This is a genomic window from Martinezella sp. CNPSo 3732 (genome assembly GCF_057784515.1).
The window spans coordinates 39,989-61,084 of sequence record NZ_JBXSOO010000020.1; the positions used below are offsets into that span (position 1 = coordinate 39,989).

A 21,096-nucleotide genomic window follows, 5' to 3' on the forward strand; every position below is an offset into this window, starting at 1 on the left:
CTCTGGACGATCTTGATGTCGATCCGAGGGCGACTTGCGCCTTACGAACTTACGCGAATACGGCCTGGCCGGCAACGCGCAGAGGTTTTCCCAAGGCTTTGTTTCGGCTCGTTACGCCGATGTACAGGAATCGCCATAATGCGGTGCAAGAGCAAACTTGAAAGACCGGGTGCGGCATGGTTAGTTCCATCGCTTGCGCCGTGACGGGGAACGCGCCGTTCCCCAGCAATGCCGTCCGTATGGGAGAATTCGATGGATCGCCGTTCCTTCATCAGGCGGGCAGGAGCTGTTGGCGCAGGTGCTGCCGCTTCCGCGCTTGCGAGCCCGGCCCTTGCCCAGGAATATCCGAAGATCACCTGGAAGATGACCTCTTCCTTTCCCAAGAGCCTGGATACGATCTATGGCGGCGCGGAAGATATTGCCGCGCATGTTTCCGACGCGACCAACGGCAATTTCGTCATCCAGACCTATGAGGCCGGTGAGATCGTTCCTGGTGCACAGGCAGCCGATGCGGTCAGCGCCGGCGCCGTCGATGCCGCGCACACCTGCTCCTATTATTTCTGGCAAAAGGATCCGACCTATGCCATCGGCACGGCGCTGCCCTTCGGCCTCAATGCCCGGCTGACCAATGCTTGGTTCTACCAGGGCAACGGCAACAAGTTGATGAACGAATTCTATGCCACGCAGGGCATCTTGGGGCTTCCCGCAGGCAACACCGGTGCGCAGATGGGTGGCTGGTTTCGCAAGGAAATCAATACGCTCGACGATCTCAAGGGTCTGAAAATGCGCATCGCCGGCCTGGCCGGGAAGGTGATCGAGAAGATCGGCGTCGTGCCGCAGCAGGATATTCCGGTCAACGGTGTCTATGACGCGCTGAATAAGGGTACGGTCGATGCGGCCGAATGGGTCGGGCCCTATGACGACTTGAAACTCGGCCTGCAGAAGATCGCCAAATACTATTATTATCCCGGCTGGTGGGAAGGTGGCGCCGTGGTGCATGCCTTCTTCAATCTGGAAAAATGGAACGCCTTGCCGAAGAACTATCAGGCAATTCTCGGCGACGCCTGCGCCTTCGCCAACACCAACATGCTGGCGAAATACGACGTCAAAAATCCCCAGGCACTGAAGGATATCGTGCAGCAGGGTGTGACGCTCAGACCTTTCAGCCAGGAGATCATGGAGGCCTGCTTCCAGGCAGCGAGCGCGCTTTATGCCGATCTCTCCAAGTCAAACGATTATTTCAAGCGCATTTATGAGGATCAGGTCGCCTATAAGAAGGATGCCTATCTTTGGATGCAGCTTTCCGAGTATACTTTCGATACCTTTATGATGATCCAGCAGCGGGCGGGCAAGCTGTAATCGTATTTCATAAGTCTTTGTCGATATATTGTTTTCTTTATTAGTGCTTTAAATATTATATCCACCTCAATGGGAGCCGAGAATCATTGCGCCAGTGCAGTTCTGATCATAATCCCGCTTCAACTTAAGCTGCCGCTTTGATTGGAAAATCTGTCCGAATGTGCTCTGTTCGGGCAAGTAAATTTTAAAGGGTTTCCACTAGGGTGTCCGCCGCATCAGGGGAAGTCTGAATGAAGCCTCCAAGCCCGGACACCGTGCCGACGGATATTTATCTGTCGTTCGTCAGTTCGCTTTTCGGAAATCGCAAAACGCTCATCACGGGCGTGTTCGTTCACATCCTGACATATACCCTCGTCTTCCTGAGCACGCATGCGGGCATCTATCTGGCCTTTTGCGTGGGGTTTGCGGTTGTCTTTGGCTTACGCATCCATTTGTTCCAGCTCTTCGACGCCGCGGACAAGAATGATCTTACGCGCGCCGATATTGCCGGCTGGGAAGTGCGCTATGTAATCGGCGCGGCGGCGACGGCGGCCATCCTCGGCATCGGCAGCAGCTATGCCATCCTCATTCTGCGCGATCCGCTGGCGGAATTCATCTGCGTCGCCGTCACCATGGCGTCGATGGTGTCGATCGTCGGCCGCAACTATGGTTCGCCGCGGGCGGTGGATCTTCAGATTCTCGCCTGCTGCGTGCCGATCATCATTGCCTGCCTGCTGTTGCAGCAGCCTTACAAGGCAATAGCCTCCCTCATGCTCATTCCGTTTGGACTGACGACGCGCGCAATGGCGAATGGCATGCGCGAATTTCTTTACCGGAACATCATCGCTTCGCGCGAGATATCGCTGATGGCCGACAGGTTCGACACTGCGCTGAACAGCATGACGCACGGGCTGTTCATGCTGGATGCCCAGAACCGCATTCTGGTCGTCAATCGCAAGGCATGCGAGCTCCTCAATTTTGCCGATGCGCAGCGGCTCAAGGACTGCGAATTCGATGTCGTTCTACGCTACGGCGCCCGCCACGCTTTCATCGACGGATCGCTGCCCGGGCTCATCCAGCGGCAGCTGGCACAGCTCGTCAGCGGCACGCTGTCGCGAACGCTCATCCAATTCAACGAGGATCAGTTCCTGGAATTTTCGGCCAGCCGCCGTGCGGATGGGATCGTGATTCTGATTTTCGAAGACGTGACGGTGCGTATTCGAGCGGAGCGCAAGATCCTGCATATGGTGCGCTACGATCCTTTGACGGGGCTCCCGAATCGCGAATATTTCATGGATCTGGTCAAGGAGAGGCTGGCTGGGCGCAAACGGGAAAGCCGCATCGGCATTCTGGTTCTCGATATCGATGACTTCAAACACGTCAACGATACCAAGGGACATGTTGCCGGGGACCGCCTGCTGGTCGCCATAGCCGAGCGCCTGAAGCAGCTTGCCGGTACCACAGCAATTGCCGCTCGTCTTGTCGGTGATCAATTCGTGCTGTTCTTTCCGAATGAAGACGATGCCCCGGATATCGATGCCCGTATCCACACTCTGCATGCCGCAACGGCCGGGACCTACAGCGTGGAAGACAGCAGTTTCCGGATTTCCGTCAGCGGCGGATATCTCACCATGTCCAGCCGTGAGTTTCGCCCGGAGGAGTGGCAGATCAAGGTCGATCTCGCGCTCTTCGACGCCAAATCGCGGCTGAAGGGCGGCTGCAGTGCGTTCGAGCAGGAGATGGACGCACGCTATGTCGAGCGGCAGAAGCTGAAGGATGATTTGCGCGAGGCGGTGGAAACCGGCAGGCTTCAGGCCGTCTATCAGCCGATGTTCACGCCGGATGGCTCCCGGATCGAATGCTGCGAGGCGCTTGCACGCTGGATCCATCCGGAAAAGGGCTCGATCCCGCCCGATCTTTTCGTGCAGATTGCCGAGGAGATGGGCATCGTTGCCGGCATCACTCGCTTCATGGTCGACCAGGCCTGCAAGGATTGCGCTTCATGGCCTGCGCCGCTTGCGGTTTCCGTCAATCTCTCCGCACAGGATCTGCGCAATGGCGAGATTGTCAAAATCGTCATGGCGGCGCTTGATGCGTCAGGATTGGAGCCATCCCGCCTGCATCTCGAGGTTACTGAAAGTTGCCTGATGGATGAGGTGGCGACCGTTCGCTCCATCCTCGCCGATCTGCGCGCCAAAGGCATCACCATTGCGATCGACGATTTCGGAACGGGATTTTCCAGCCTCAGCTATCTCGATACGCTGCCTGTGGATGTCGTGAAGATCGATCGGTCTTTCGTTCGTGACATTACGACGGATAGTCGCCGTTTCAAGCTGCTATGCGGTATCGTCGATCTTTCCCGCGCGCTCAGCCTTCATATCGTGATCGAAGGTGTCGAGACGCTGGAGCAGCTGGCATTGGTCGTCGAGCGGAACCTGGCTGATATCATCCAAGGTTATGTATTTTCGCCTCCGGTGCCGCCGGAGCAGGTTGTCGAGAGGGTGGCCAGTCTTAGCCGACGGCAGTTGGGCGCCGGCAGAATCCTGCCGTCTGATGTCGCGACCTAACCGGCGTCGTCGTTTCGATGCGGGCGTATTCGAAATCCATCGGCGATTCCGTCAGCCTACGCCCGCCTGCGACCTTCTCGTGCATTGCATTTTTCCTCGCTTTGTGTAACCCCTCGGTGGAGGAAATTGGTTGCGGTATCCATTGCAGGCTACCACAACTTTTGAGGACGAGCTCCAGCTGGCAATTATATTGTCTGTCGGCGGAGAGGATCGAGGGGAGAATTCTGAATGGCCGAACATCATACTGGACCCGCCGAAGTGGGTGCTCCCATGGACTACAAGGAGCATGAGAAGACCTATAATCTTTTCATCTCGGGAGCCAAGGTCGGGTCTGCGATCGTTGCCGCATTGTTGATCGCCATGGCGGCCGGTTTCTTTGGTCATGCCGGTTTCCTCGGCGGCGTCCTGATATTCATCGTTCTGACCATCGCCAGCGTCGTCCTGTTGCGCTGATATTGCAGCGCTGATCGATGCCGGGCCGATCGCCCGCGCTTTCCCATGATTCTGCAGGCTACAGCGCCGCCGCATTCAGGAGCGGCGCCGTCTGATGCGAGGTGTCGTCGTTGAGCAATCTGGTTTTCGTGGCCAAGGAAAGCGTGGCGGAGGAGACGCGTGTTGCGGCTTCCGTCGAGACGGTAAAGAAGATGAAGAACCTGGGTTTCGATGTGGTGATCGAAGCCGGTGCGGGGACTTTATCGCGCATTCCGGATACCGAATACGAAGCCGTCGGCGCCCGGATCGGTTCCATCAAGGATGCGAAGGCGGCGGATGTCATCCTCAAGGTCAGACGCCCGACGAGCAAGGAGATCTCCGGCTATAAGAGCGGCGCGATCGTCATCGCCATCATGGATCCCTATGGCAACGAGGCTGCTCTTGCCGAGATGGCGCGCGCAGGGCTGACGAGCTTCGCCATGGAACTGATGCCGCGCATCACCCGCGCGCAGTCGATGGACGTGCTGTCGTCGCAGGCCAATCTTGCAGGATATCAAGCCGTGATCGAGGCTGCTGCGGTCTATGACCGGGCACTGCCGATGATGATGACGGCGGCGGGCACGGTTCCGGCGGCAAAGGTCTTCGTCATGGGTGCTGGCGTTGCCGGGTTGCAGGCGATCGCCACCGCACGGCGTTTGGGGGCGCTCGTTTCGGCGACGGACGTGCGGCCGGCCGCAAAGGAGCAGGTCGCTTCGCTCGGCGCGAAATTCGTCGCGGTCGAGGACGAAGAGTTCAAGGCGGCGGAGACCGCCGGTGGTTATGCCAAGGAAATGTCGAAAGAGTATCAGGCAAAGCAGGCGGCACTCGTCGCCGATCACATCGCCAAGCAGGATATCGTCATCACCACGGCGCTCATTCCGGGGCGACCGGCGCCGCGCCTTGTCGGGCGCGACATGCTGAAGGCGATGCGCCCCGGCGCCGTGGCCGTCGATCTCGCGGTCGAACGCGGCGGCAATATCGAGGGGGCCGAATACGGCAAGATCGCCGATGTCGAGGGTGTCAAGGTGGTCGGATATCCCAACATGGCCGGGCGGATCGCGGCCAGCGCCTCGGCCCTCTATGCCAAGAACCTCGTTACCTTCCTGGAGACGATGGTCGACAAGGATACGAAGAGCCTTGCCCTCAACCGCACCGATGAGCTGATCAAGGCGACGATGCTGACCGACGGCGGCGAGGTCGTGAACCCGAATTTCGTCGATCCCGACCAGCCGACGATCAAGAAGGGAGATCTCTGAGATGGCCAGCCAAGCAATGGACCAGGCACTCCAGCAACTGAATGATGCCGTTGCCGCCGTTACGGCCGCTGCAGCACAGGCGCCGGAGGTTGCCAGTGCCGCAACCGGTGGAGCAATCGATCCTTTCGTCTTCCAACTGGCTATCTTCGTGCTGGCTATCTTCGTCGGCTATTATGTCGTCTGGTCGGTGACGCCGGCCCTGCATACGCCGCTGATGGCGGTGACGAACGCCATCTCCTCGGTCATCGTCGTCGGTGCGCTGCTGGCCGTGGGCATTTCGGCGAGCGGCCTTGCCACGGGCTTCGGCTTTGTGGCGCTGGTTCTCGTCTCGGTCAATATCGTCGGCGGCTTTCTTGTCACCCAGCGCATGCTGGCGATGTACAAGAAGAAGGATAAGTGAGGGCGGCATGCTGAGCAATATCGCGGCTTTCCTCTATCTCGTCTCCGGCGTTCTGTTCGTCCTGGCGCTGCGCGGCCTGTCGCATCCGGCCACCAGCCGGCGCGGCAATCTTTACGGCATGGTCGGCATGGGCATTGCCATTGCCACCACGCTGGTGCTGGCGACGCCATCCTTCGGCGGTTTCGTGCTGATCGTTCTGGGCCTTGCCATCGGCGGCGGAGCGGGTGCCTACATCGCGCGCGTCATTCCGATGACCTCGATGCCGCAGCTTGTCGCAGGCTTCCACTCGCTGGTGGGTCTGGCAGCCGTCCTCGTGGCGGCTTCGGCGCTCTATACGCCATCCTCTTTCGGCATCGGCGAAATTGACCATATCCATACGGAAGCCCGCATCGAGATGGCGATCGGTGTCGCGATCGGCGCGCTCACCTTTACCGGCTCGATCATCGCCTTCCTGAAACTCGACGGACGCATGTCCGGCAAGCCGATCCTGCTGCCGAACCGCCATGTCATCAATGCCGCTTTGCTTGTGCTGATCGTGGTCTCCATCATCAGCTTGGCGGCGAACGAGAGTCATCTCGCCTTCTGGGCGATCGTCGCGCTGTCGTTACTTCTCGGTGTGCTGCTGATCGTACCGATCGGCGGCGCCGACATGCCCGTCGTCGTGTCGATGTTGAATTCCTATTCCGGCTGGGCGGCCGCCGGCATCGGCTTCACGCTCGGCAATCTCGCGCTCATCATTACCGGCGCGCTTGTCGGGTCTTCGGGTGCGATCCTGTCCTACATCATGTGCAAGGGCATGAACCGCTCCTTCGTCTCGGTTATTCTCGGCGGTTTCGGAGGCGAGACGGCCTCGGGCGGAGCCGACAATTCCGACAAGACCGTGAAGCTCGGTTCGGCCGAGGACGCTGCCTATCTGATGGCCAATGCCTCCAAGGTCATCATCGTGCCCGGCTATGGCATGGCGGTTGCGCAGGCCCAGCATGCGCTGCGTGAAATGGCCGACAGGCTGAAGGCGCATGGCGTCGAGGTGAAATATGCCATCCACCCCGTTGCCGGCCGCATGCCCGGCCATATGAACGTGCTACTCGCCGAGGCCAATGTACCCTATGACGAGGTGTTCGAGCTCGAGGACATCAATTCGGAATTCGCCCAGGCCGATGTTGCCTATGTCATCGGCGCCAACGATGTTACCAATCCAGCGGCGCGCGACGACAAGACGTCGCCGATCTATGGCATGCCGATCCTCGACGTCGACAAGGCGAAAACCTGCCTCTTCGTCAAGCGTTCGCTCGGCTCCGGCTATGCCGGCATCGATAACACGCTTTTCTACAAGGACGGCACGATGATGCTGCTCGGCGATGCGAAGAAAGTGACCGAAGAAATCGTCAAGGCGATGAACGAGTAGGCTGCCGCTGCGCCCGCAAGAGCGGTGTTTCCGTTCTCAGAGCAATTCCGCTTTTCTTCGAATCGCGAAAACGCTCTATCTTCCTGTTTTTACGCCGTTCCGGACGCAAAACCGCTTCGCACTTTTGCTGGAACTGCTCTCAGTTCCTTTGACGTTCCATCATGCTGCGTGGTGCGGTCAGTATCCAGACGAGACCAGCCGGGCGGAAATCGACCTCGACATGGCCGCTGAAGGATGCCGCGGCATGGGTTTTCGTGACGGTGGTGCCGAAGCCGGTATCGCTCGGCGGCTTGACCGGCGGACCGCCACTTTCGGTCCAGACGAAGCGAATCTTGGTGCCGGTTTCAGCGGCTTCGTTCGTCCATTCGATGGTGATCCTGCCCTCCGGCGCGGACAGCGCGCCATATTTGACCGAATTGGTGGCAAGCTCGTGCAGGACCAGGCCGAGATTCTGCACCGCCTCTGGCTTCAGCAGGAAGTCATTGCCGAGAACGTCGAGCTGCTGAGGTGCCTGTAGGAAAGTCGCGAGATGGATGTCGATCACGCGGCGAAGCGATACGCCGGACCATTGTTCGCTGGTCAGCACCTCGATCGAACGCGCCAGGCCTTCCAGCCGGTCGGCGACCGCTCGCTGGAAGGTATCGACGCTGTCGGTCTGCCGCGCGAGCTGGCGCGTCATTGCCTGCGCGAGCGCCAACAGATTCTTGGTGCGGTGGACGAGCTCGTGCATGACGAAATGCAATCGGTCCTCGGTAACGCTGCGGTCGAAGGATGCGTTGGAAAGCGCGACAGCTACCTGATTTGCCTCGATGACGCTGGTGTCGACCGGCGCCACGATCTCGCCGCGGCCCATGCGCTCTGCCATATCGGCAATATCCTGTATGGTGGTGCGCACTTGACGGGCCAGGGCATAGACGGCAATCAGCGCAACCAACAGCAGCGTCACACCGCCATAGATCAGAAAGCGCCAGGTGCTCATCAGCGAAGCCTGCGCAGAGGCGATCGGACCCCAGACGACGGCCTTCCAGGACCAGCCTGAGATTTGCGCGTAACCGAGCACTGCGTTCGGCAGGACCTTGTCATCCTGATAGACGCCGCTGGATGCGATCAGTTTCGGCAGGATGTTCTTATTGAATGCGTCGCCCGGGGCGAGGGTCGTTGGGCCACCGGCGGCAACGACATGGCCGGATTTGTCCAGAACGGCGGCAGACCAGCCGGGTGGCAGGGCTTCCGTCGTCACGAGCTTGGCGAGCTCGTCGGCATCCTGTGTTACCGCCAAAGCGGCGCCGGCCGGCGAATGTTCGAGGGGCAGGGTGACGTTATAGACCCAGCGGCGGGCGGTCGAGCCTATGAAGACATCGGATGCCTCGATGCGGCCGGAATCCAGTGCCGATTGAAGTGCGGCGATGTTGCCGGTCTTGCCGAGTGGCTTGCCGAGCGGCCAGCGTGTATTCAGCCGGAGCTGGCCATCCTTTTCCATAAGCAGCACGAAAAGCGAATCGGTGCGCAATACCGTTTCCGTGCGGGCGAAGAAGGTGGCGATGTCATTGCGCTCAAGTTCCGGCGAGGAAGACAGGAGGCGCAACGTCGTCGCCATGTCCTGCAATTGGCGATCGATGACACGCGAAAGCGCCTGCGCATCCTGAACCGTGTCGCCCTTCAGAGCATCGCGTTCATTATTCTCGAGTTGGACCAGAAGCAGCGCGACGAAGGCGAGAATAGGCAAGGCAATCGCCAGGGCTATGGCGATCAGATAGGCACCAATCGACGCTTTCGGGAAATGCGGCTTCCTCATGGGGCGATCAACCGATCGTGCCTCCATAAGGGTCCGACGCGCTGGCAAACGCGAAGAGAATGGTATTGGTCATCATGCCAAGCGCCCCCGTGCCCAGATCATCGAGCTACATGCTCGTGAAGCGCCATGTTAGGGCTGGGTAATTTTCCTTGCAACATCTGAAAAGTCATTATTGCGAAATCGTAAGCGATCTCGGGTATTTACGACTGTGGCAATGCATCCTTGAAGTTGCGGTGACAGGCCTTGTGTCCGAGCTAGGCAAAGCGTGAGAGGCGGAAGGGTGCTAGCTCGGGAGCTTCGCCACCATCGACGATTTCCTGCGCGGCGAGCAGGCCGACGAGCGGCGCCAGCGTGACGCCGGAGTGGAGAACTGCGAGGTAGAGGCCAGGTGCCGCGCCGACACCACCCAGAATCGGAAAGCCGTCTTTCGGTGTCGGGCGATAGCCGATGGTGTAGAAGTCAAACTCCAGCGCCGCGGCGGCCTTCAATGTCTTTTTGACCCTGGCGAAAAGATCGTCGGCTGCTGCTTGCGGATTACTGCCGGGATCGGTGCCGCCGAAGTCACCGCCGGCGATGATTCGCCCCTCCGCGGTCTGGCGCAAATGCAGTTCCGGCGCCATCACCAGACCATTCAGCATTTTCTGCACGGGGCGGGAATGGACGATAAGCCCTGGAGGCCTTTCCAGCGGCACGAGAATATCCGCCGAGGCCGCAAGCGCTGGCGTGCCCGCACCGGCGGCCAGAACGACATGATCGGCGCGCATCGGCCCTTCGCTCGTTTCGATACCGATAATCCGCTCGCCTTCTCTGAGCAGGCCCCTGACCTCGACGCCAAATGATAGGCTCGCGCCCTGACGGCGGGCGTCCTCCAGAAGCAGCTTGGTGGCGACAACAGGTTCGACGGCGCCTTCCTCGGCAACATGCAGGGCATAATCCGGCGGATTGGCGAGGTTCGGTTCGATCATCGCGCTCGTCGCTTGGTTGACCGGCTGTATGCCATAGCCCCAGCCATGATGCTGAGCCGCATAGGCGTCGAGCTCTGCTTCGGGCAGATCCCAGGACAGGCCGCCGCACCAGGACAAGGGAAGATCCGGCAGGTCGTCTTGTAGCCGCGACCATTCGGCCATCGATTGGCGACGGACCTGGAAATAGAATTCCGGATTGCCCCAGCTCGCATTGATCCAGGCGAAGGAGTTCGGAGTTGCAACGCCGCCGGTCTGCTGAGCGACCACCGTCACGGATGCGCCCTTGCGACTGAGATGCCAGGCGATGGAGGCACCGATGATTCCAGCGCCGACGACGATGACTTTTTGCGGGGAGGGCATGTCTTTGTCTCGCTTGAATGGGTGAGCCGAGACTACAGCATGTCGCGCAAAAGTGCGCAGCGGTTTTGCGATAACGACATGCACAAAGTCAAAGACCTAAAGCGCCTGACGCGAATTTGAAGGATCGAGATGCGCTTTCGGCCTTTGCCGAGGCAAAGAAAAGCCGCCGGGCAGGGCTTGCCGGCGGCTGGATGTTTTTACTGCGATATGCCCCTGTATTAGGCGCCGGCGCCGACACGTGCCAGACCATCTCTGGCGGGCTGGTAGTTCGGATCGAGATTGACCGCGTGCTGATAGGAGCGACGCGCTTTCGCCTTGTCGCCCTTGCGCTCGTAGACGAAGGCCTGGTTTGCCCAGGATTCGGCGAGCTTGTTGTTCAGCTCGATCGCATGGTTGAAATCGGCAAACGCGTTGTCGTCGTCGTTCTGCGCGAGATAGGAGATGCCGCGGCTGTTGTAAGGCTCCGGCGAATTCGGCGAGAGTGAGATCGCCTTGGAGAAATCGTCGATCGCCTTATCCTGCTGATTGCGCTTCTGGTAGATCACGCCGCGGCCGTTATAGGCACGGCCGTCCGTGGTGCCGAGGCTGATAGCCTTCGAATAATCATTGAAGGCATCGTTGTCGCGACCGGCCTGGCGGTAGAGATTGCCGCGGCCGATATAGGCGACATCGTAATTGCCGTTGATCTGCAGCGCCGCGTTGTAGTCCGCGACCGCTTCCGGCAGCTTGCCCATGTTGCGGTAGATGAGCGCGCGGTTGGCATAGGCCTGATAGAACTTCGGATTGAGCTGGATCGCCTGATTGAAGTCGGCAAGGGCGCGGTTGAAATCACCGCCGCGGCCATAGGCTGTGCCGCGCACATTGTAGCCTTCCGGATCCTGCGGATTGGCATTGATGACTGACGTCAGCGAAGCGATATTTTCGGACGAGCCCTGCGCCTTGTCGATCTGGATCACATTATCGGTCGTAGCCGTCTGGCAGCCGGAAAGGCTGATTGCGGCAAGTATCGCCAAAGCAGGCAGCACCGCGGCGCGCTTCGAAACGAATAAGGAGAGGTTCGAAGTGCGGAACTTTACGGAAGTCGTCATTGCCATTATCGGGTTCGCTTTCCCCATGCGTCATATCAGGCTGTTCTGATTTAATCCGATTTGCGCAGAGAATAAATCAAAAAGGCGGCGGCGAACGACTCGCCCCCGCCACACATGCATCTGAAAACGTCGAAAAAACGGCGATTACTTGGCAACAAGGCCTTCGCGCTGAGCGCGCTTGCGAGCAAGCTTGCGAACGCGACGAACAGCTTCAGCCTTTTCGCGAGCACGCTTCTGCGACGGCTTTTCATAGTAGTCGCGCATCTTCATTTCGCGGAAAATACCTTCGCGCTGCATCTTCTTCTTGAGAGCGCGGAGAGCCTGGTCGACATTGTTATCGCGGACAAGTACCTGCACGAGAATCACGTTCCTTTGGTTTGGTTGATGCCAGCGGCGACGGCAACGCCAGGAGGCAAAAATATAACGTTCGCGCGGCCGCAGCTTTGCGATTGGTTAGGCGAGATAGCAGATCGGTTTGTCAAAGTCTAGCCAGATCGTGAGTTTGCAGAGGAAAAAGCTAGTTGTCGAGTACCGAATTCAGTCGGTGGCGCCTGAGATGCTTCGTCGAAGCTGTTGATTAAGCGATTGGCGGACGCCGATCTTTGCGACATCGACATGCTTGTGTGAGTATTTCAGATCACAATCATTCGTGCGCTGCGGCGATTGCGCCATCTCAGCAATTGTTCGCGAAAGAGGGGGAATCGTTTTATGAAATCGCTCGACCTTGCTGTCGTCGGGAGGCCGCTCGCAGCGCTTATGCTGGCCATCGTTGTTCTTGCTGGGGCGCTTGGCTCCGCCACAGCCGGTGAAGTGCGGCTTGGCAAGAATGTCCGTATCGGCGGCCACGACTTTTCCAATCAGACCTTCGACAGCAAGCATCGTGCGAGGATCTATCTTTACAATGGAAAGCCACGAAAAGAGGGATGTGTCTGGCGTAAGGATGGTCATGGCGGGCGGGTGAAGGTCTGCCATCTGCAGCGCAAATAAAATTGCTAAGAGGCCTTAAGCGCGGCAGCCGGGAACGCGGCAATTTTAACCGTGTCGAAAGACGGTCCTGAATGCGTCGCAAAAGAGCCGTTGTGTCGGTTTTCGATTTGCGATTTGTATGACCCACAAGAAGGGCGTCTTGCCTGAAGGAGTTGAGGGCGAATGCGTAAATACTCGGTTTTTGCCGTGGCACGGGAAGCGATGCGGGCTCATAAGGGCTGGGAGGCTCAATGGACCTCGCCGGAGCCGCGCAAGGAGTATGACGTCATCATCGTCGGCGCCGGCGGTCACGGCCTGGGCGCAGCCTACTATCTCGCCAAAGAGCACGGCATCACCAATGTTGCCGTCATCGAAAAGGGCTGGCTCGGCGGCGGCAATACCGGCCGCAACACGACCATCATCCGCTCGAACTATCTCTATGAAGAGAGCATGCACATCTATGAGCATTCTATGAAGCTCTGGGAGGGGCTGTCTCAGGATCTCAATTATAATGTCATGTATTCGCCGCGCGGCGTGATGATGCTGTCGCACAATGTGCATGATCAGCAGTCCTTCAAGCGCCATATCCACGCCAACCGTCTCTACGGCATCGACAATGAATGGCTGACGCCGGAGCAGGCCAAGGCTTACTGTCCGCCGCTCGATATTTCGAAGACAGCGCGCTATCCGATCAACGGCGCTGCCCTGCAGCGTCGCGGCGGCACGGCGCGTCACGATGCAGTTGCCTGGGGCTTTGCGCGCGCTGCTTCCGATCGTGGCGTGCACATCATCCAGAATTGCGAAGTGACCGGCATTCGCCGCGGGCCGGATGGCCGTGTCACCGGCGTCGACACGAGTAAAGGCTTCATTGGTGCGAAGAAAGTCGGCGTGTCCGCAGCCGGCCATACCACCGTCGTCATGCAGATGGCCGGCGTGCGCGTGCCGCTGCAGTCGAGCCCGCTGCAGGCGTTGGTCTCCGAGCCGCTGAAGCCGATCTTCCCCTGCGTCGTCATGTCGAACACGGTGCACGCCTATATCTCGCAGTCCGACAAGGGTGAGCTCGTCATCGGCGCCGGCACGGACCAGTATAATTCCTACAGCCAGACCGGCGGGTTGCAGATCATCACCCATACGCTGGATGCGATTTGCGAACTGTTCCCGATGTTTCGCCGCGTGAAGATGATGCGCTCCTGGGGCGGCATCGTCGACAATACGCCGGACCGTTCGGCAATCCAGTCGAAGACGCCGGTGCCCGGGCTCTATGTCAATTGCGGCTGGGGCACGGGTGGCTTCAAGGCGACGCCGGGTTCGGCCAATCTCTTTGCCCATCTGATTGCCCGCGACGAGCCGCATAAGTTCAATGCCGGCCTGACGCTGGATCGCTTCCGCACCGGCCGTCTGATCGATGAGGCGGCGGCAGCCGCCGTGGCACACTGATGTCGGCCGCGGTCGGGATCGTTCTTGCCGCAGGGCTTTCCCTGCCGGTCGGAGCGATCGCGACCGAAGTCAGCGATCTTATTCCAGGGGTCAAGGATTTTCGCATGCAGGTGATCCACAAGGCGAAGGATGAGACCGACTGGCCCTTCGTGGCCGAAAGCGGCGTGATTGCCTGCGCCAAGGTGCTGAACAAGCCGACGGTCTATTTCGTGCCGGACCAGACGCCCGAGGCGACCAGAGCGTTTGCGATCGACACCGACCTGTTGGGCATGAGCCTGGTCAATCTGGGGATGACCAACGTGCTGAAGCCATATGGATCGCTGGAGGCGCTGCTGAAGCGCATAACACCTTTCGTCACCATGGGACGGCAGCTTTGTGAGCAGCCTCCCGGCACAAGCCTTACAGGCTCCGAGCTTTAACACAGGTAGAAACGATGCTGCTGATTTACTGCCCCTATTGCGAGGAAGAGCGTTCGGAACTTGAATTCCGCAACGCCGGTGACGCGCATATCGCGCGGCCAGCCAATATTGCCGGGATATCGGATGAAGAATTCGAGGAATATTTCTTCCTGCGCGACAATCCGAAGGGGCTGATCTTCGAGCGCTGGCGGCACATCCACGGCTGCGGCCGCTTCTTCAATGCGGCGCGCGACACGGTAAGCGATCACTTCTACCGCACTTACAAGGCGGGCGAGCCGAAGCCGGATCCGGCGACGCTCAAGCCTGGCGCGGCCGAACCGGTGGCGCAGGAACAGAACGAACAAGAACAGACGGCACAAACACAGGGATTTGCTGAATGAGCGGCGCCAATCGTATCGCGGGCAAGGGACGTCTGACGCCGGCCAGAACCGCTCGCTTCACTTTTGACGGCAAGGCCTATACCGCGCTCGAAGGCGATACCGTCGCCTCGGCGCTGCTTGCCAATGGCGTCCATCTCGTCGGCCGGTCCTTCAAGTACCACCGTCCGCGCGGCATCTTGTCGGCCGGCGCCGAAGAGCCGAACGCGCTGCTCGATATCTCGCGCGATGCAGCGCGGCGTCAGCCGAACGTCCGTGCCAGCGTGCAGGAAGTCTTCGACGGCATGAAGGCTCAGTCGCAGAACCGCTGGCCGTCGCTTGCCTTCGATATCGGTGGCGTCAACAATCTGATGTCGCCCTTCTTTGCCGCCGGCTTCTACTACAAGACCTTCATGTGGCCGAAGTCGGCCTGGAAGCATATTTACGAGCCCTTCATCCGCCGTGCCGCCGGCCTCGGCGTCGCGCCGACGGAGGAGGATCCGGATCACTATGCCAGCCGCTATGCGCATTGCGACGTGCTCGTCGTTGGCGCGGGCGTTGCCGGTCTTTCCGCGGCGCTCGCCGCTGCCGAAACCGGCGCCAAGGTCATCCTCTGTGACGAACAGCCGGATGTCGGCGGCGCGCTGCGCTTCGATACCGGCATCAAGATCGACGGTGTCGAGGGCTATGAGTGGGCGCAGGTGACCTTCGCCAAGCTCAAGGCGATGCCGAATGTGCAGGTGCTGACCCGCACGACCGCCTTCGGCTACTACAACCATAATTTCTTCGGCCTTGCCGAACGGGTGACCGATCATCTGGCGAAACCCGGCCGCGACCTGCCGCGCGAACGCCTGTGGCAGGTCCGCGCCAAGCGCGCCATCCTGGCGACGGGCGCTATCGAGCGCCACATGGTGTTTCCGAACAACGACCGCCCGGGCATCTTGCTCGCCTCGGCCGCGCGTGCCTATCTCAACCACTATGGCGTCGCCGTCGGTGCGAAGATCGGCGTCTACACGGCGCATGATTCGGCCTATGAGGCCGCCTTCGATCTCAAGCGTGCCGGTGTCTCCATCGCTGCCATCGTTGACAGCCGCGCGCGGCCCGGCGAGGCGGTTCTCGCCGAAGCAAAGCGGCTCGGCATTGAGGTGCTGACCGACTATGCCGTCGTCGATACATCAGGCAAGCTGCGCGTCTCCTCCATGACCGTCTCGCGCAACGGCAGCTCCGCCACCCGCAAGATCCCGGTGGATGCTCTGCTGGTTTCGGCAGGCTGGACGCCCTCCGTTCATCTCTTCTCGCAATCGCGCGGCAAGCTGAAATTCGACGCCGAGAAGCAGCGTTTCCTGCCGGGTACCTATGTTCAGGATTGCCTTTCCGTCGGTGCTTGCAATGGCACGGACGGGCTGCAAGCCGTGATCGAGGAATCGCTTGCCGCCGGCGAGCTGATGGCGCGCGCGACTGGCAGCACCAATGGCGGCGAGAAGATCCAGCTCCACGCCGAGCAGGCCTTCGAATGGACCGGCGGCATGATCGGTGCTGCCGAAGGTGCGGGACCGGATACGAATGCCAAGGCTTTCGTCGATTTCCAGCACGACGTCTGCGCCAAGGATATCCGCCTTGCCGTGCGCGAGGGCATGCATTCCATCGAGCACATCAAGCGCTTCACCACCAACGGCATGGCGTCCGACCAGGGCAAGCTTTCCAACATGCATGGCCTGGCGATCGCTGCCGAAATGCTCGGCAAGGATATTCCGCAGGTCGGCCTCACCACCTTCCGTGCGCCCTATACGCCGGTGACTTACGGCACGCTGATCAGCCATTCGCGCGGGGCTCTCTTCGATCCCGCCCGCAAGACGCCGATGCATGCCTGGGAAGAGGCGCATGGTGCCATCTTCGAAGATGTCGGCAACTGGAAGCGCGCCTGGTTCTATCCGCGTGCCGGCGAGACCATGCACCAGGCCGTCAATCGCGAGTGCCGCACGGCGCGTGAAGTGGCCGGCGTGTTCGATGCCTCGACGCTCGGCAAGATCGAAGTGGTCGGGCCGGATGCGGCTGAGTTTTTGAACCTCCTCTACACCAATGCCTGGGATACGCTGAAGCCCGGCCGCTGCCGCTACGGCATCATGACCCGCGAGGATGGCTTCGTTTATGACGATGGCGTCGTCGGGCGCCTGGCCGAGGATCGCTTCCATGTGACGACCACGACCGGCGGTGCGCCGCGCGTGCTGCATCATATGGAAGACTATCTGCAGACCGAGTTCCCGCACCTGAAGGTGTGGCTGACCTCGACCACCGAGCAATGGGCTGTCATCGCCGTGCAGGGTCCGAAGGCACGCGAGATCATCGAGCCGCTCGTCGAGGGCCAGGATCTGTCCAACGAGGCCTTCCCGCATATGAGCGTGGCCGAGTGCAAGGTCTGCGGCGTGCCGGCACGGCTGTTCCGCGTCTCGTTCACCGGTGAAGTCGGCTATGAAATCAACGTGCCGGCCGATTACGGCCAGTCGGTATGGGAGGCCGTATGGGCTCGCGCCGAGCCGCTGGGCGCCTGCGCCTACGGCACCGAGACCATGCACGTCCTGCGCGCCGAGAAGGGGTACATCATCGTCGGCCAGGATACCGACGGCACGGTGACCCCTGACGATGCCGGCCTTGCCTGGGCCGTTTCCAAGAAGAAGACCGATTTCGTCGGTATTCGCGGCCTGAAACGACAGGATCTGGTCAAGGAAGGCCGCAAGCAGCTCGTCGGTCTCGTCACGCGCGATCCGAAGGTGGTGCTGGAGGAGGGCGCACAGATCGTTGCCGATCCGAATGAGCCGAAACCGATGACCATGCTCGGCCATGTCACTTCGGCCTACTGGTCCGAAAATCTCGGCCGCTCCATCGCCTTCGCGCTGGTGGCCGGCGGCCGCGAGCGCATGGGCAAGACGCTCTATGTGCCGATGCCCGACAAGACGATATCAGTCGAGGTGACGGATCTGGTGTTCTTTGACAAGGAAGGAGGCCGGATCAATGGCTGATCTCGCTACCCGCAAACTGCCGCTCGCCGGCCGCCACGGCGGTTCCTCGACCGTCCGGCTCACGCCCGCAGCGCCCGCAAGCCGCATTTCGCTGCGCGCGCCTGCCGATTCCGTCCATGGTCTTTCGCAGGCGCTCGGCCTTCAGCTGCCGACCCGCCCGAAGACCTCAGCCGGCGCCAATGGCCGTCATGCCCTGTGGCTCGGCCCAGACGAATGGCTCGTTATCGATGAAAACGGTGCCGAGCTGGTCGGCGTGGCTGCATCGTCCGGCGTGCTGCATTCGGCAACCGATGTCTCACATCGCAATACCGCTGTTATCGTCTCCGGTCCCGGCGCGGAAGCGACGCTTGCCGCCGGCTGCCCGCAGGATGTATCGCTCAGCGCATTTCCTGTCGGCGCCTGCTCCCGCACGTTGCTCGGCAAGGCGGAAGTGGTGATCCTGCGGCTCGACGAGGAGACATTCCGCGTCGAGGTTTGGCGCTCCTTTTCCGATTATGCTTTCGGCCTGTTGGCCGAGGGTGCGGAGGACGCGGGCCTTTAACCCTCTTCCGGCCGATCCTTCGGGTCGAACTGCGATATGGTCGTCCATGTCGCAGTCAATGCCGGTTTGCGCTCGTTTTCGATCTCGACCGTTACATCATAGGTCAGCATCAGCATATTGGCGCCGCGCAGCCGCGTTTCGGCGAGTGTGAAACGTCCACGGACCTGGGCGCCGCACTTGACCGGCGACATGAAGCGGATCTTCTCGAAGCCGTAGTTGATGCCCATGATCTGTTCGCGGATCTTCGGCAAGGCGCTGTAGTTCATCGCTGAAAGCAGCGAGAGCGTCAGGAAGCCGTGGGCGATGGTGCCGCCATAGGGTGTTTCCGCCTTGGCGCGTTCGGGGTCGACATGGATGAACTGATGATCGAGCGTCGCATCGGCAAAGGTGTCGATCATCGTCTGATCGACTGTGATCCAGTCGGAAACGCCGATTTCCGTTCCCGCAAGCTTCATGATCTCAACAAGCGAAATTTCGCCGGGCATTCCGTCCTCGTCAGTCTGTGTCGTCAAATCCCTTTCTGGCGAATCGGGATTGAAAGTGCAACTGCGATCAAGTTTCCAGAAAGAAGGCGACGGAGCGGGCGGGGATGGTGATTTGCCCACCGGCTGCAGTCTCGCCTGCCTTCGTCAGCAGGGACCAGCCGCCGCTCTCGGAAGCCGGCAATGTGACGGCGTGTTCCTCTGCGGCGCGATTGAAGACCATAGCGAGCCGCGTCGAGCGGTTCGTCGTCCGGTCCTCTGTTTGCAGCGCCATGCCAAGCACGGCCGCTCCGGGTGCTTCCCAATCCGGCACGGTCATCGGCGCGCCTGCGGCTGAGAACCAAAGCACGTCGCCATCGCCGCGAAAAAAGTCCATCTGGCCAAAGGCGGTGAAGCGGCGACGCAGGCCGGCGAGCCATGCGGTATGGCCGATCAGTTCCTCGTCCAGCAGTTTCCAGTCTACCCAGGTGATAGTATTGTCCTGGCAGTAGGCATTGTTGTTGCCCTGCTGGCTACGCCCGCCTTCATCGCCTGCTGTCAGCATGATCGTGCCGCGTGTGGCAAAAAGCGTCGACAGCATGGCTTCGATATCGGCGCGGCGCTTGGACTGGATCGTCTGATCGTCCGTTTTTCCCTCGATGCCGTTGTTCCAGGAGAAATTCTCGTTATGGCCATCGCGATTGTTCTCGCCATTGGCCTCATTGTGCTTGTTCTCGTAGGAAACGAGGTCCATCAGCGTGAAGCCGTCATGGGCGGCGAGGAAGTTGACGCTGCGTGTCTGCGTCCGCCCGTCATGGCCGAAGATAGAGGAGGAGCCGGCAAGGATCGTTGCCAGATCGCCAATGCCTGCATCGCCGCGCCAGAAGCGGCGCAGGTCGTCGCGGGCACGGTCGTTCCATTCGAGGAAAGGTGCCGGAAAGTTCCCGAGCTGATAGCCGCCGGGACCGATGTCCCAGGGTTCGGCGATCATGATGCGATCCTGCAACACTTCGTCCGCCAGCATGGTGCGAAGCGTCATGCTTTCCGGATCGAAGCCTTTGCCGTTGCGTCCCAGCACGGTGGCGAGATCGAAGCGGAAGCCGTCGATACCGGCATTGCGGACAAAATGGCTGAGGCTGTCGATGATGAGCTTTCGCGTTGCCGGCTGATCGCAGGCGACGGTATTTCCCGTGCCGGTATCATTGACCAGTGTGCCGGGCTGGTCCGGCAGGTGGCGGAAATAGGTGGGGTTGTCGAGGCCGCGCAGGGATAGCGTCGGGCCTTGGCGGTCGCTTTCGCCGGTATGATTGAAGACGAGATCGAGGATGACCGCGATGCCTTCGGCATGGAGGGCAGCGACCGTCTCGCGCAGCTCCTTCATGCCGCCGGGTACGAGACGCGGGTCGAGCGCCATGAAGGCGACGGGATTGTAACCCCAGCCATTGGTGAGGCCGAGCGGCGGCAGGTGCCGTTCATCGATCCATGCGGTGATCGGCATTAGTTCGACGGCGTTCACCTGCAGGTGCTTGAGATGCGCGATAATGGAGGGATGGGCGAGGGCGCCGAGCGTGCCTCGCTTCTCAGCCGGCACATCCGGATGCAGCATGGTGAAGGGTTTGACGGCGATCTCATAGACCAGGCCGCCGGGCTGAAACAGAGGCTTGGCCGGTTTGACGGCAACGTCGCGCGAGACGATCGCTTTTGGCATCAAGTCCTGCGTGTCCGCGCCGAAGATCCCCAGGCGCGGATCGTAGCGAAACGGCCGGTCTATTTCCCTTGCATAAGGATCAACCAGCAGTTTGGAAGGATCGAACCACAGGCCTTGGTCGGGATCGTATGAACCATGGGCTCGCAGGCCGTAGCGCGTGCCTTCCCCGGCATCTCTAACAAAGAGTCGATGCTCATCGCCGTCGCGGGTGAGCGGAAGCCGTGCGATTTCTTTGTGGCCCTCAGTATCGAACAGACAGAGGTCTATCTGCTCGGCATGCCTGGCATAGACGGCAAATTCAACCCCCGAGTCGGTGAGGGTCGCGCCAAGGCTGCGGGTTGTCGGTTCTGACATGTCTCGCGGGCTTTCCGGATCGCTGGAGATTGTTCCCTCTCTCCGCCTGCGGGGAGAGGGCTAGGGTGAGGGGGCAGAGCGTTCGGCATATTATGCAGTCGCGGTGAATTTCGAGAAGGCCCCTCATCCGACCAGTCGCTGCTTCACTTCGTTTAGCTGCTCCTGGCCACCTTCTCCCCGCATTGCGGGGAG

At 60.3% G+C, this 21,096-nt stretch carries 18 protein-coding genes; 12 read left to right on the forward strand and 6 right to left on the reverse strand.

The features are described from left to right. Positions 1-252 precede the first annotated feature (252 nt). The 6 genes from AC13RM_RS25515 (at position 253) to AC13RM_RS25540 (ending at position 7,437) form a co-directional block, all read left to right on the forward strand. On the forward strand, positions 253-1,359 hold the full coding sequence (locus tag AC13RM_RS25515) for a TRAP transporter substrate-binding protein (protein ID WP_285173017.1): 1,107 nt from the start codon (positions 253-255) through the stop codon (positions 1,357-1,359). A 230-nt stretch (positions 1,360-1,589) separates the two neighbouring features. Then, entirely contained in the window at positions 1,590-3,905 is a 2,316-nt protein-coding gene (locus AC13RM_RS25520; protein WP_374816460.1) for a putative bifunctional diguanylate cyclase/phosphodiesterase, read from the forward strand. A 228-nt stretch (positions 3,906-4,133) separates the two neighbouring features. Beyond that, positions 4,134-4,358: an aa3-type cytochrome c oxidase subunit IV gene (locus AC13RM_RS25525; RefSeq protein ID WP_041677669.1), complete on the forward strand. Its 225-nt coding sequence runs from the start codon at positions 4,134-4,136 to the stop codon at positions 4,356-4,358. A gap of 110 nt (positions 4,359-4,468) precedes the next feature. Further along, positions 4,469-5,632, forward strand: a complete 1,164-nt coding sequence (locus AC13RM_RS25530) for a Re/Si-specific NAD(P)(+) transhydrogenase subunit alpha (protein WP_374816459.1) — start codon at positions 4,469-4,471, stop codon at positions 5,630-5,632. Between the two features lies 1 nt (position 5,633). Continuing rightward, the gene (locus AC13RM_RS25535) at positions 5,634-6,032 is read left to right on the forward strand and encodes an NAD(P) transhydrogenase subunit alpha part 2 (RefSeq protein WP_095435830.1); all 399 of its coding nucleotides are present in this window, start codon (positions 5,634-5,636) and stop codon (positions 6,030-6,032) included. A 10-nt stretch (positions 6,033-6,042) separates the two neighbouring features. Beyond that, positions 6,043-7,437: an NAD(P)(+) transhydrogenase (Re/Si-specific) subunit beta gene (locus AC13RM_RS25540; RefSeq protein ID WP_374816566.1), complete on the forward strand. Its 1,395-nt coding sequence runs from the start codon at positions 6,043-6,045 to the stop codon at positions 7,435-7,437. Positions 7,438-7,576: 139 nt separating this feature from the next. On the opposite strand, the gene AC13RM_RS25545 is transcribed toward AC13RM_RS25540, so the two are convergent. The 4 genes from AC13RM_RS25545 to rpsU form a co-directional block, all read right to left on the reverse strand. After that, positions 7,577-9,232, reverse strand: a complete 1,656-nt coding sequence (locus tag AC13RM_RS25545; protein ID WP_113230794.1) for a sensor histidine kinase — start codon at positions 9,230-9,232, stop codon at positions 7,577-7,579. Between the two features lie 254 nt (positions 9,233-9,486). Further along, positions 9,487-10,557, reverse strand: coding sequence for an NAD(P)/FAD-dependent oxidoreductase (locus AC13RM_RS25550; protein WP_440480181.1), 1,071 nt, complete (start codon positions 10,555-10,557; stop codon positions 9,487-9,489). A 218-nt stretch (positions 10,558-10,775) separates the two neighbouring features. After that, positions 10,776-11,651, reverse strand: a complete 876-nt coding sequence (locus AC13RM_RS25555; RefSeq protein ID WP_488555826.1) for a tetratricopeptide repeat protein — start codon at positions 11,649-11,651, stop codon at positions 10,776-10,778. 138 nt (positions 11,652-11,789) lie between these two features. After that, positions 11,790-12,002 carry a 30S ribosomal protein S21 gene (gene rpsU, locus AC13RM_RS25560; RefSeq protein WP_004117638.1) on the reverse strand — a complete coding sequence of 71 codons (213 nt, stop codon included), beginning with the start codon at positions 12,000-12,002 and terminating at the stop codon, positions 11,790-11,792. A 351-nt stretch (positions 12,003-12,353) separates the two neighbouring features. Between rpsU and AC13RM_RS25565 the strand changes: the two genes are divergently transcribed. From AC13RM_RS25565 to AC13RM_RS25590, 6 genes are all read left to right on the forward strand, one after another. After that, positions 12,354-12,632 (forward strand): hypothetical protein, encoded by a 279-nt coding sequence (locus AC13RM_RS25565; protein ID WP_113230791.1) that lies wholly within the window; start codon positions 12,354-12,356, stop codon positions 12,630-12,632. A 162-nt stretch (positions 12,633-12,794) separates the two neighbouring features. Then, the gene (locus tag AC13RM_RS25570; protein WP_113230790.1) at positions 12,795-14,048 is read left to right on the forward strand and encodes a sarcosine oxidase subunit beta family protein; all 1,254 of its coding nucleotides are present in this window, start codon (positions 12,795-12,797) and stop codon (positions 14,046-14,048) included. After that, complete coding sequence (locus AC13RM_RS25575) at positions 14,048-14,467, forward strand: hypothetical protein (protein WP_440480178.1); 420 nt, start codon at positions 14,048-14,050, stop codon at positions 14,465-14,467. Before AC13RM_RS25570 ends, AC13RM_RS25575 begins: the two co-directional genes overlap by 1 nt. A 14-nt stretch (positions 14,468-14,481) precedes the next feature. Further along, the gene (locus tag AC13RM_RS25580) at positions 14,482-14,847 is read left to right on the forward strand and encodes a sarcosine oxidase subunit delta (protein WP_113230788.1); all 366 of its coding nucleotides are present in this window, start codon (positions 14,482-14,484) and stop codon (positions 14,845-14,847) included. Further along, positions 14,844-17,840 (forward strand): sarcosine oxidase subunit alpha, encoded by a 2,997-nt coding sequence (locus tag AC13RM_RS25585; RefSeq protein WP_440477714.1) that lies wholly within the window; start codon positions 14,844-14,846, stop codon positions 17,838-17,840. Before AC13RM_RS25580 ends, AC13RM_RS25585 begins: the two co-directional genes overlap by 4 nt. Next, positions 17,833-18,381 carry a sarcosine oxidase subunit gamma gene (locus AC13RM_RS25590; RefSeq protein ID WP_440477713.1) on the forward strand — a complete coding sequence of 183 codons (549 nt, stop codon included), beginning with the start codon at positions 17,833-17,835 and terminating at the stop codon, positions 18,379-18,381. The genes AC13RM_RS25585 and AC13RM_RS25590 overlap by 8 nt, the downstream gene beginning before the upstream one ends. Here the strand turns inward: AC13RM_RS25590 and AC13RM_RS25595 are convergent. Further along, a complete protein-coding gene (locus AC13RM_RS25595) occupies positions 18,378-18,866 on the reverse strand; it encodes a MaoC family dehydratase (RefSeq protein ID WP_374816450.1) in 489 nt (162 codons plus the stop codon). The two genes, AC13RM_RS25590 and AC13RM_RS25595, sit on opposite strands and share 4 nt — an antisense overlap. Positions 18,867-18,933: 67 nt before the next feature. Further along, a complete protein-coding gene (gene glgX, locus AC13RM_RS25600; RefSeq protein WP_374816449.1) occupies positions 18,934-20,904 on the reverse strand; it encodes a glycogen debranching protein GlgX in 1,971 nt (656 codons plus the stop codon). Between the last annotated feature and the right edge of the window lie 192 nt (positions 20,905-21,096).

What these genes read in the sequence shown, in the direction of transcription:
- AC13RM_RS25515 (WP_285173017.1), top strand. Translation starts at nt 253, where the DNA reads ATGGATCGCCGTTCCTTCATCAGGCGGGCAGGAGCTGTTGGCGCAGGT.
- AC13RM_RS25520 (WP_374816460.1), top strand. Translation starts at nt 1,590, where the DNA reads ATGAAGCCTCCAAGCCCGGACACCGTGCCGACGGATATTTATCTGTCG.
- AC13RM_RS25525 (WP_041677669.1), top strand. Translation starts at nt 4,134, where the DNA reads ATGGCCGAACATCATACTGGACCCGCCGAAGTGGGTGCTCCCATGGAC.
- AC13RM_RS25535 (WP_095435830.1), top strand. Translation starts at nt 5,634, where the DNA reads ATGGCCAGCCAAGCAATGGACCAGGCACTCCAGCAACTGAATGATGCC.
- AC13RM_RS25545 (WP_113230794.1), bottom strand. Translation starts at nt 9,232, where the DNA reads ATGAGGAAGCCGCATTTCCCGAAAGCGTCGATTGGTGCCTATCTGATC.
- AC13RM_RS25550 (WP_440480181.1), bottom strand. Translation starts at nt 10,557, where the DNA reads ATGCCCTCCCCGCAAAAAGTCATCGTCGTCGGCGCTGGAATCATCGGT.
- AC13RM_RS25555 (WP_488555826.1), bottom strand. Translation starts at nt 11,651, where the DNA reads ATGGCAATGACGACTTCCGTAAAGTTCCGCACTTCGAACCTCTCCTTA.
- AC13RM_RS25565 (WP_113230791.1), top strand. Translation starts at nt 12,354, where the DNA reads ATGAAATCGCTCGACCTTGCTGTCGTCGGGAGGCCGCTCGCAGCGCTT.
- AC13RM_RS25570 (WP_113230790.1), top strand. Translation starts at nt 12,795, where the DNA reads ATGCGTAAATACTCGGTTTTTGCCGTGGCACGGGAAGCGATGCGGGCT.
- AC13RM_RS25575 (WP_440480178.1), top strand. Translation starts at nt 14,048, where the DNA reads ATGTCGGCCGCGGTCGGGATCGTTCTTGCCGCAGGGCTTTCCCTGCCG.
- AC13RM_RS25580 (WP_113230788.1), top strand. Translation starts at nt 14,482, where the DNA reads ATGCTGCTGATTTACTGCCCCTATTGCGAGGAAGAGCGTTCGGAACTT.
- AC13RM_RS25585 (WP_440477714.1), top strand. Translation starts at nt 14,844, where the DNA reads ATGAGCGGCGCCAATCGTATCGCGGGCAAGGGACGTCTGACGCCGGCC.
- AC13RM_RS25590 (WP_440477713.1), top strand. Translation starts at nt 17,833, where the DNA reads ATGGCTGATCTCGCTACCCGCAAACTGCCGCTCGCCGGCCGCCACGGC.
- AC13RM_RS25595 (WP_374816450.1), bottom strand. Translation starts at nt 18,866, where the DNA reads ATGCCCGGCGAAATTTCGCTTGTTGAGATCATGAAGCTTGCGGGAACG.
- glgX (WP_374816449.1), bottom strand. Translation starts at nt 20,904, where the DNA reads ATGTCAGAACCGACAACCCGCAGCCTTGGCGCGACCCTCACCGACTCG.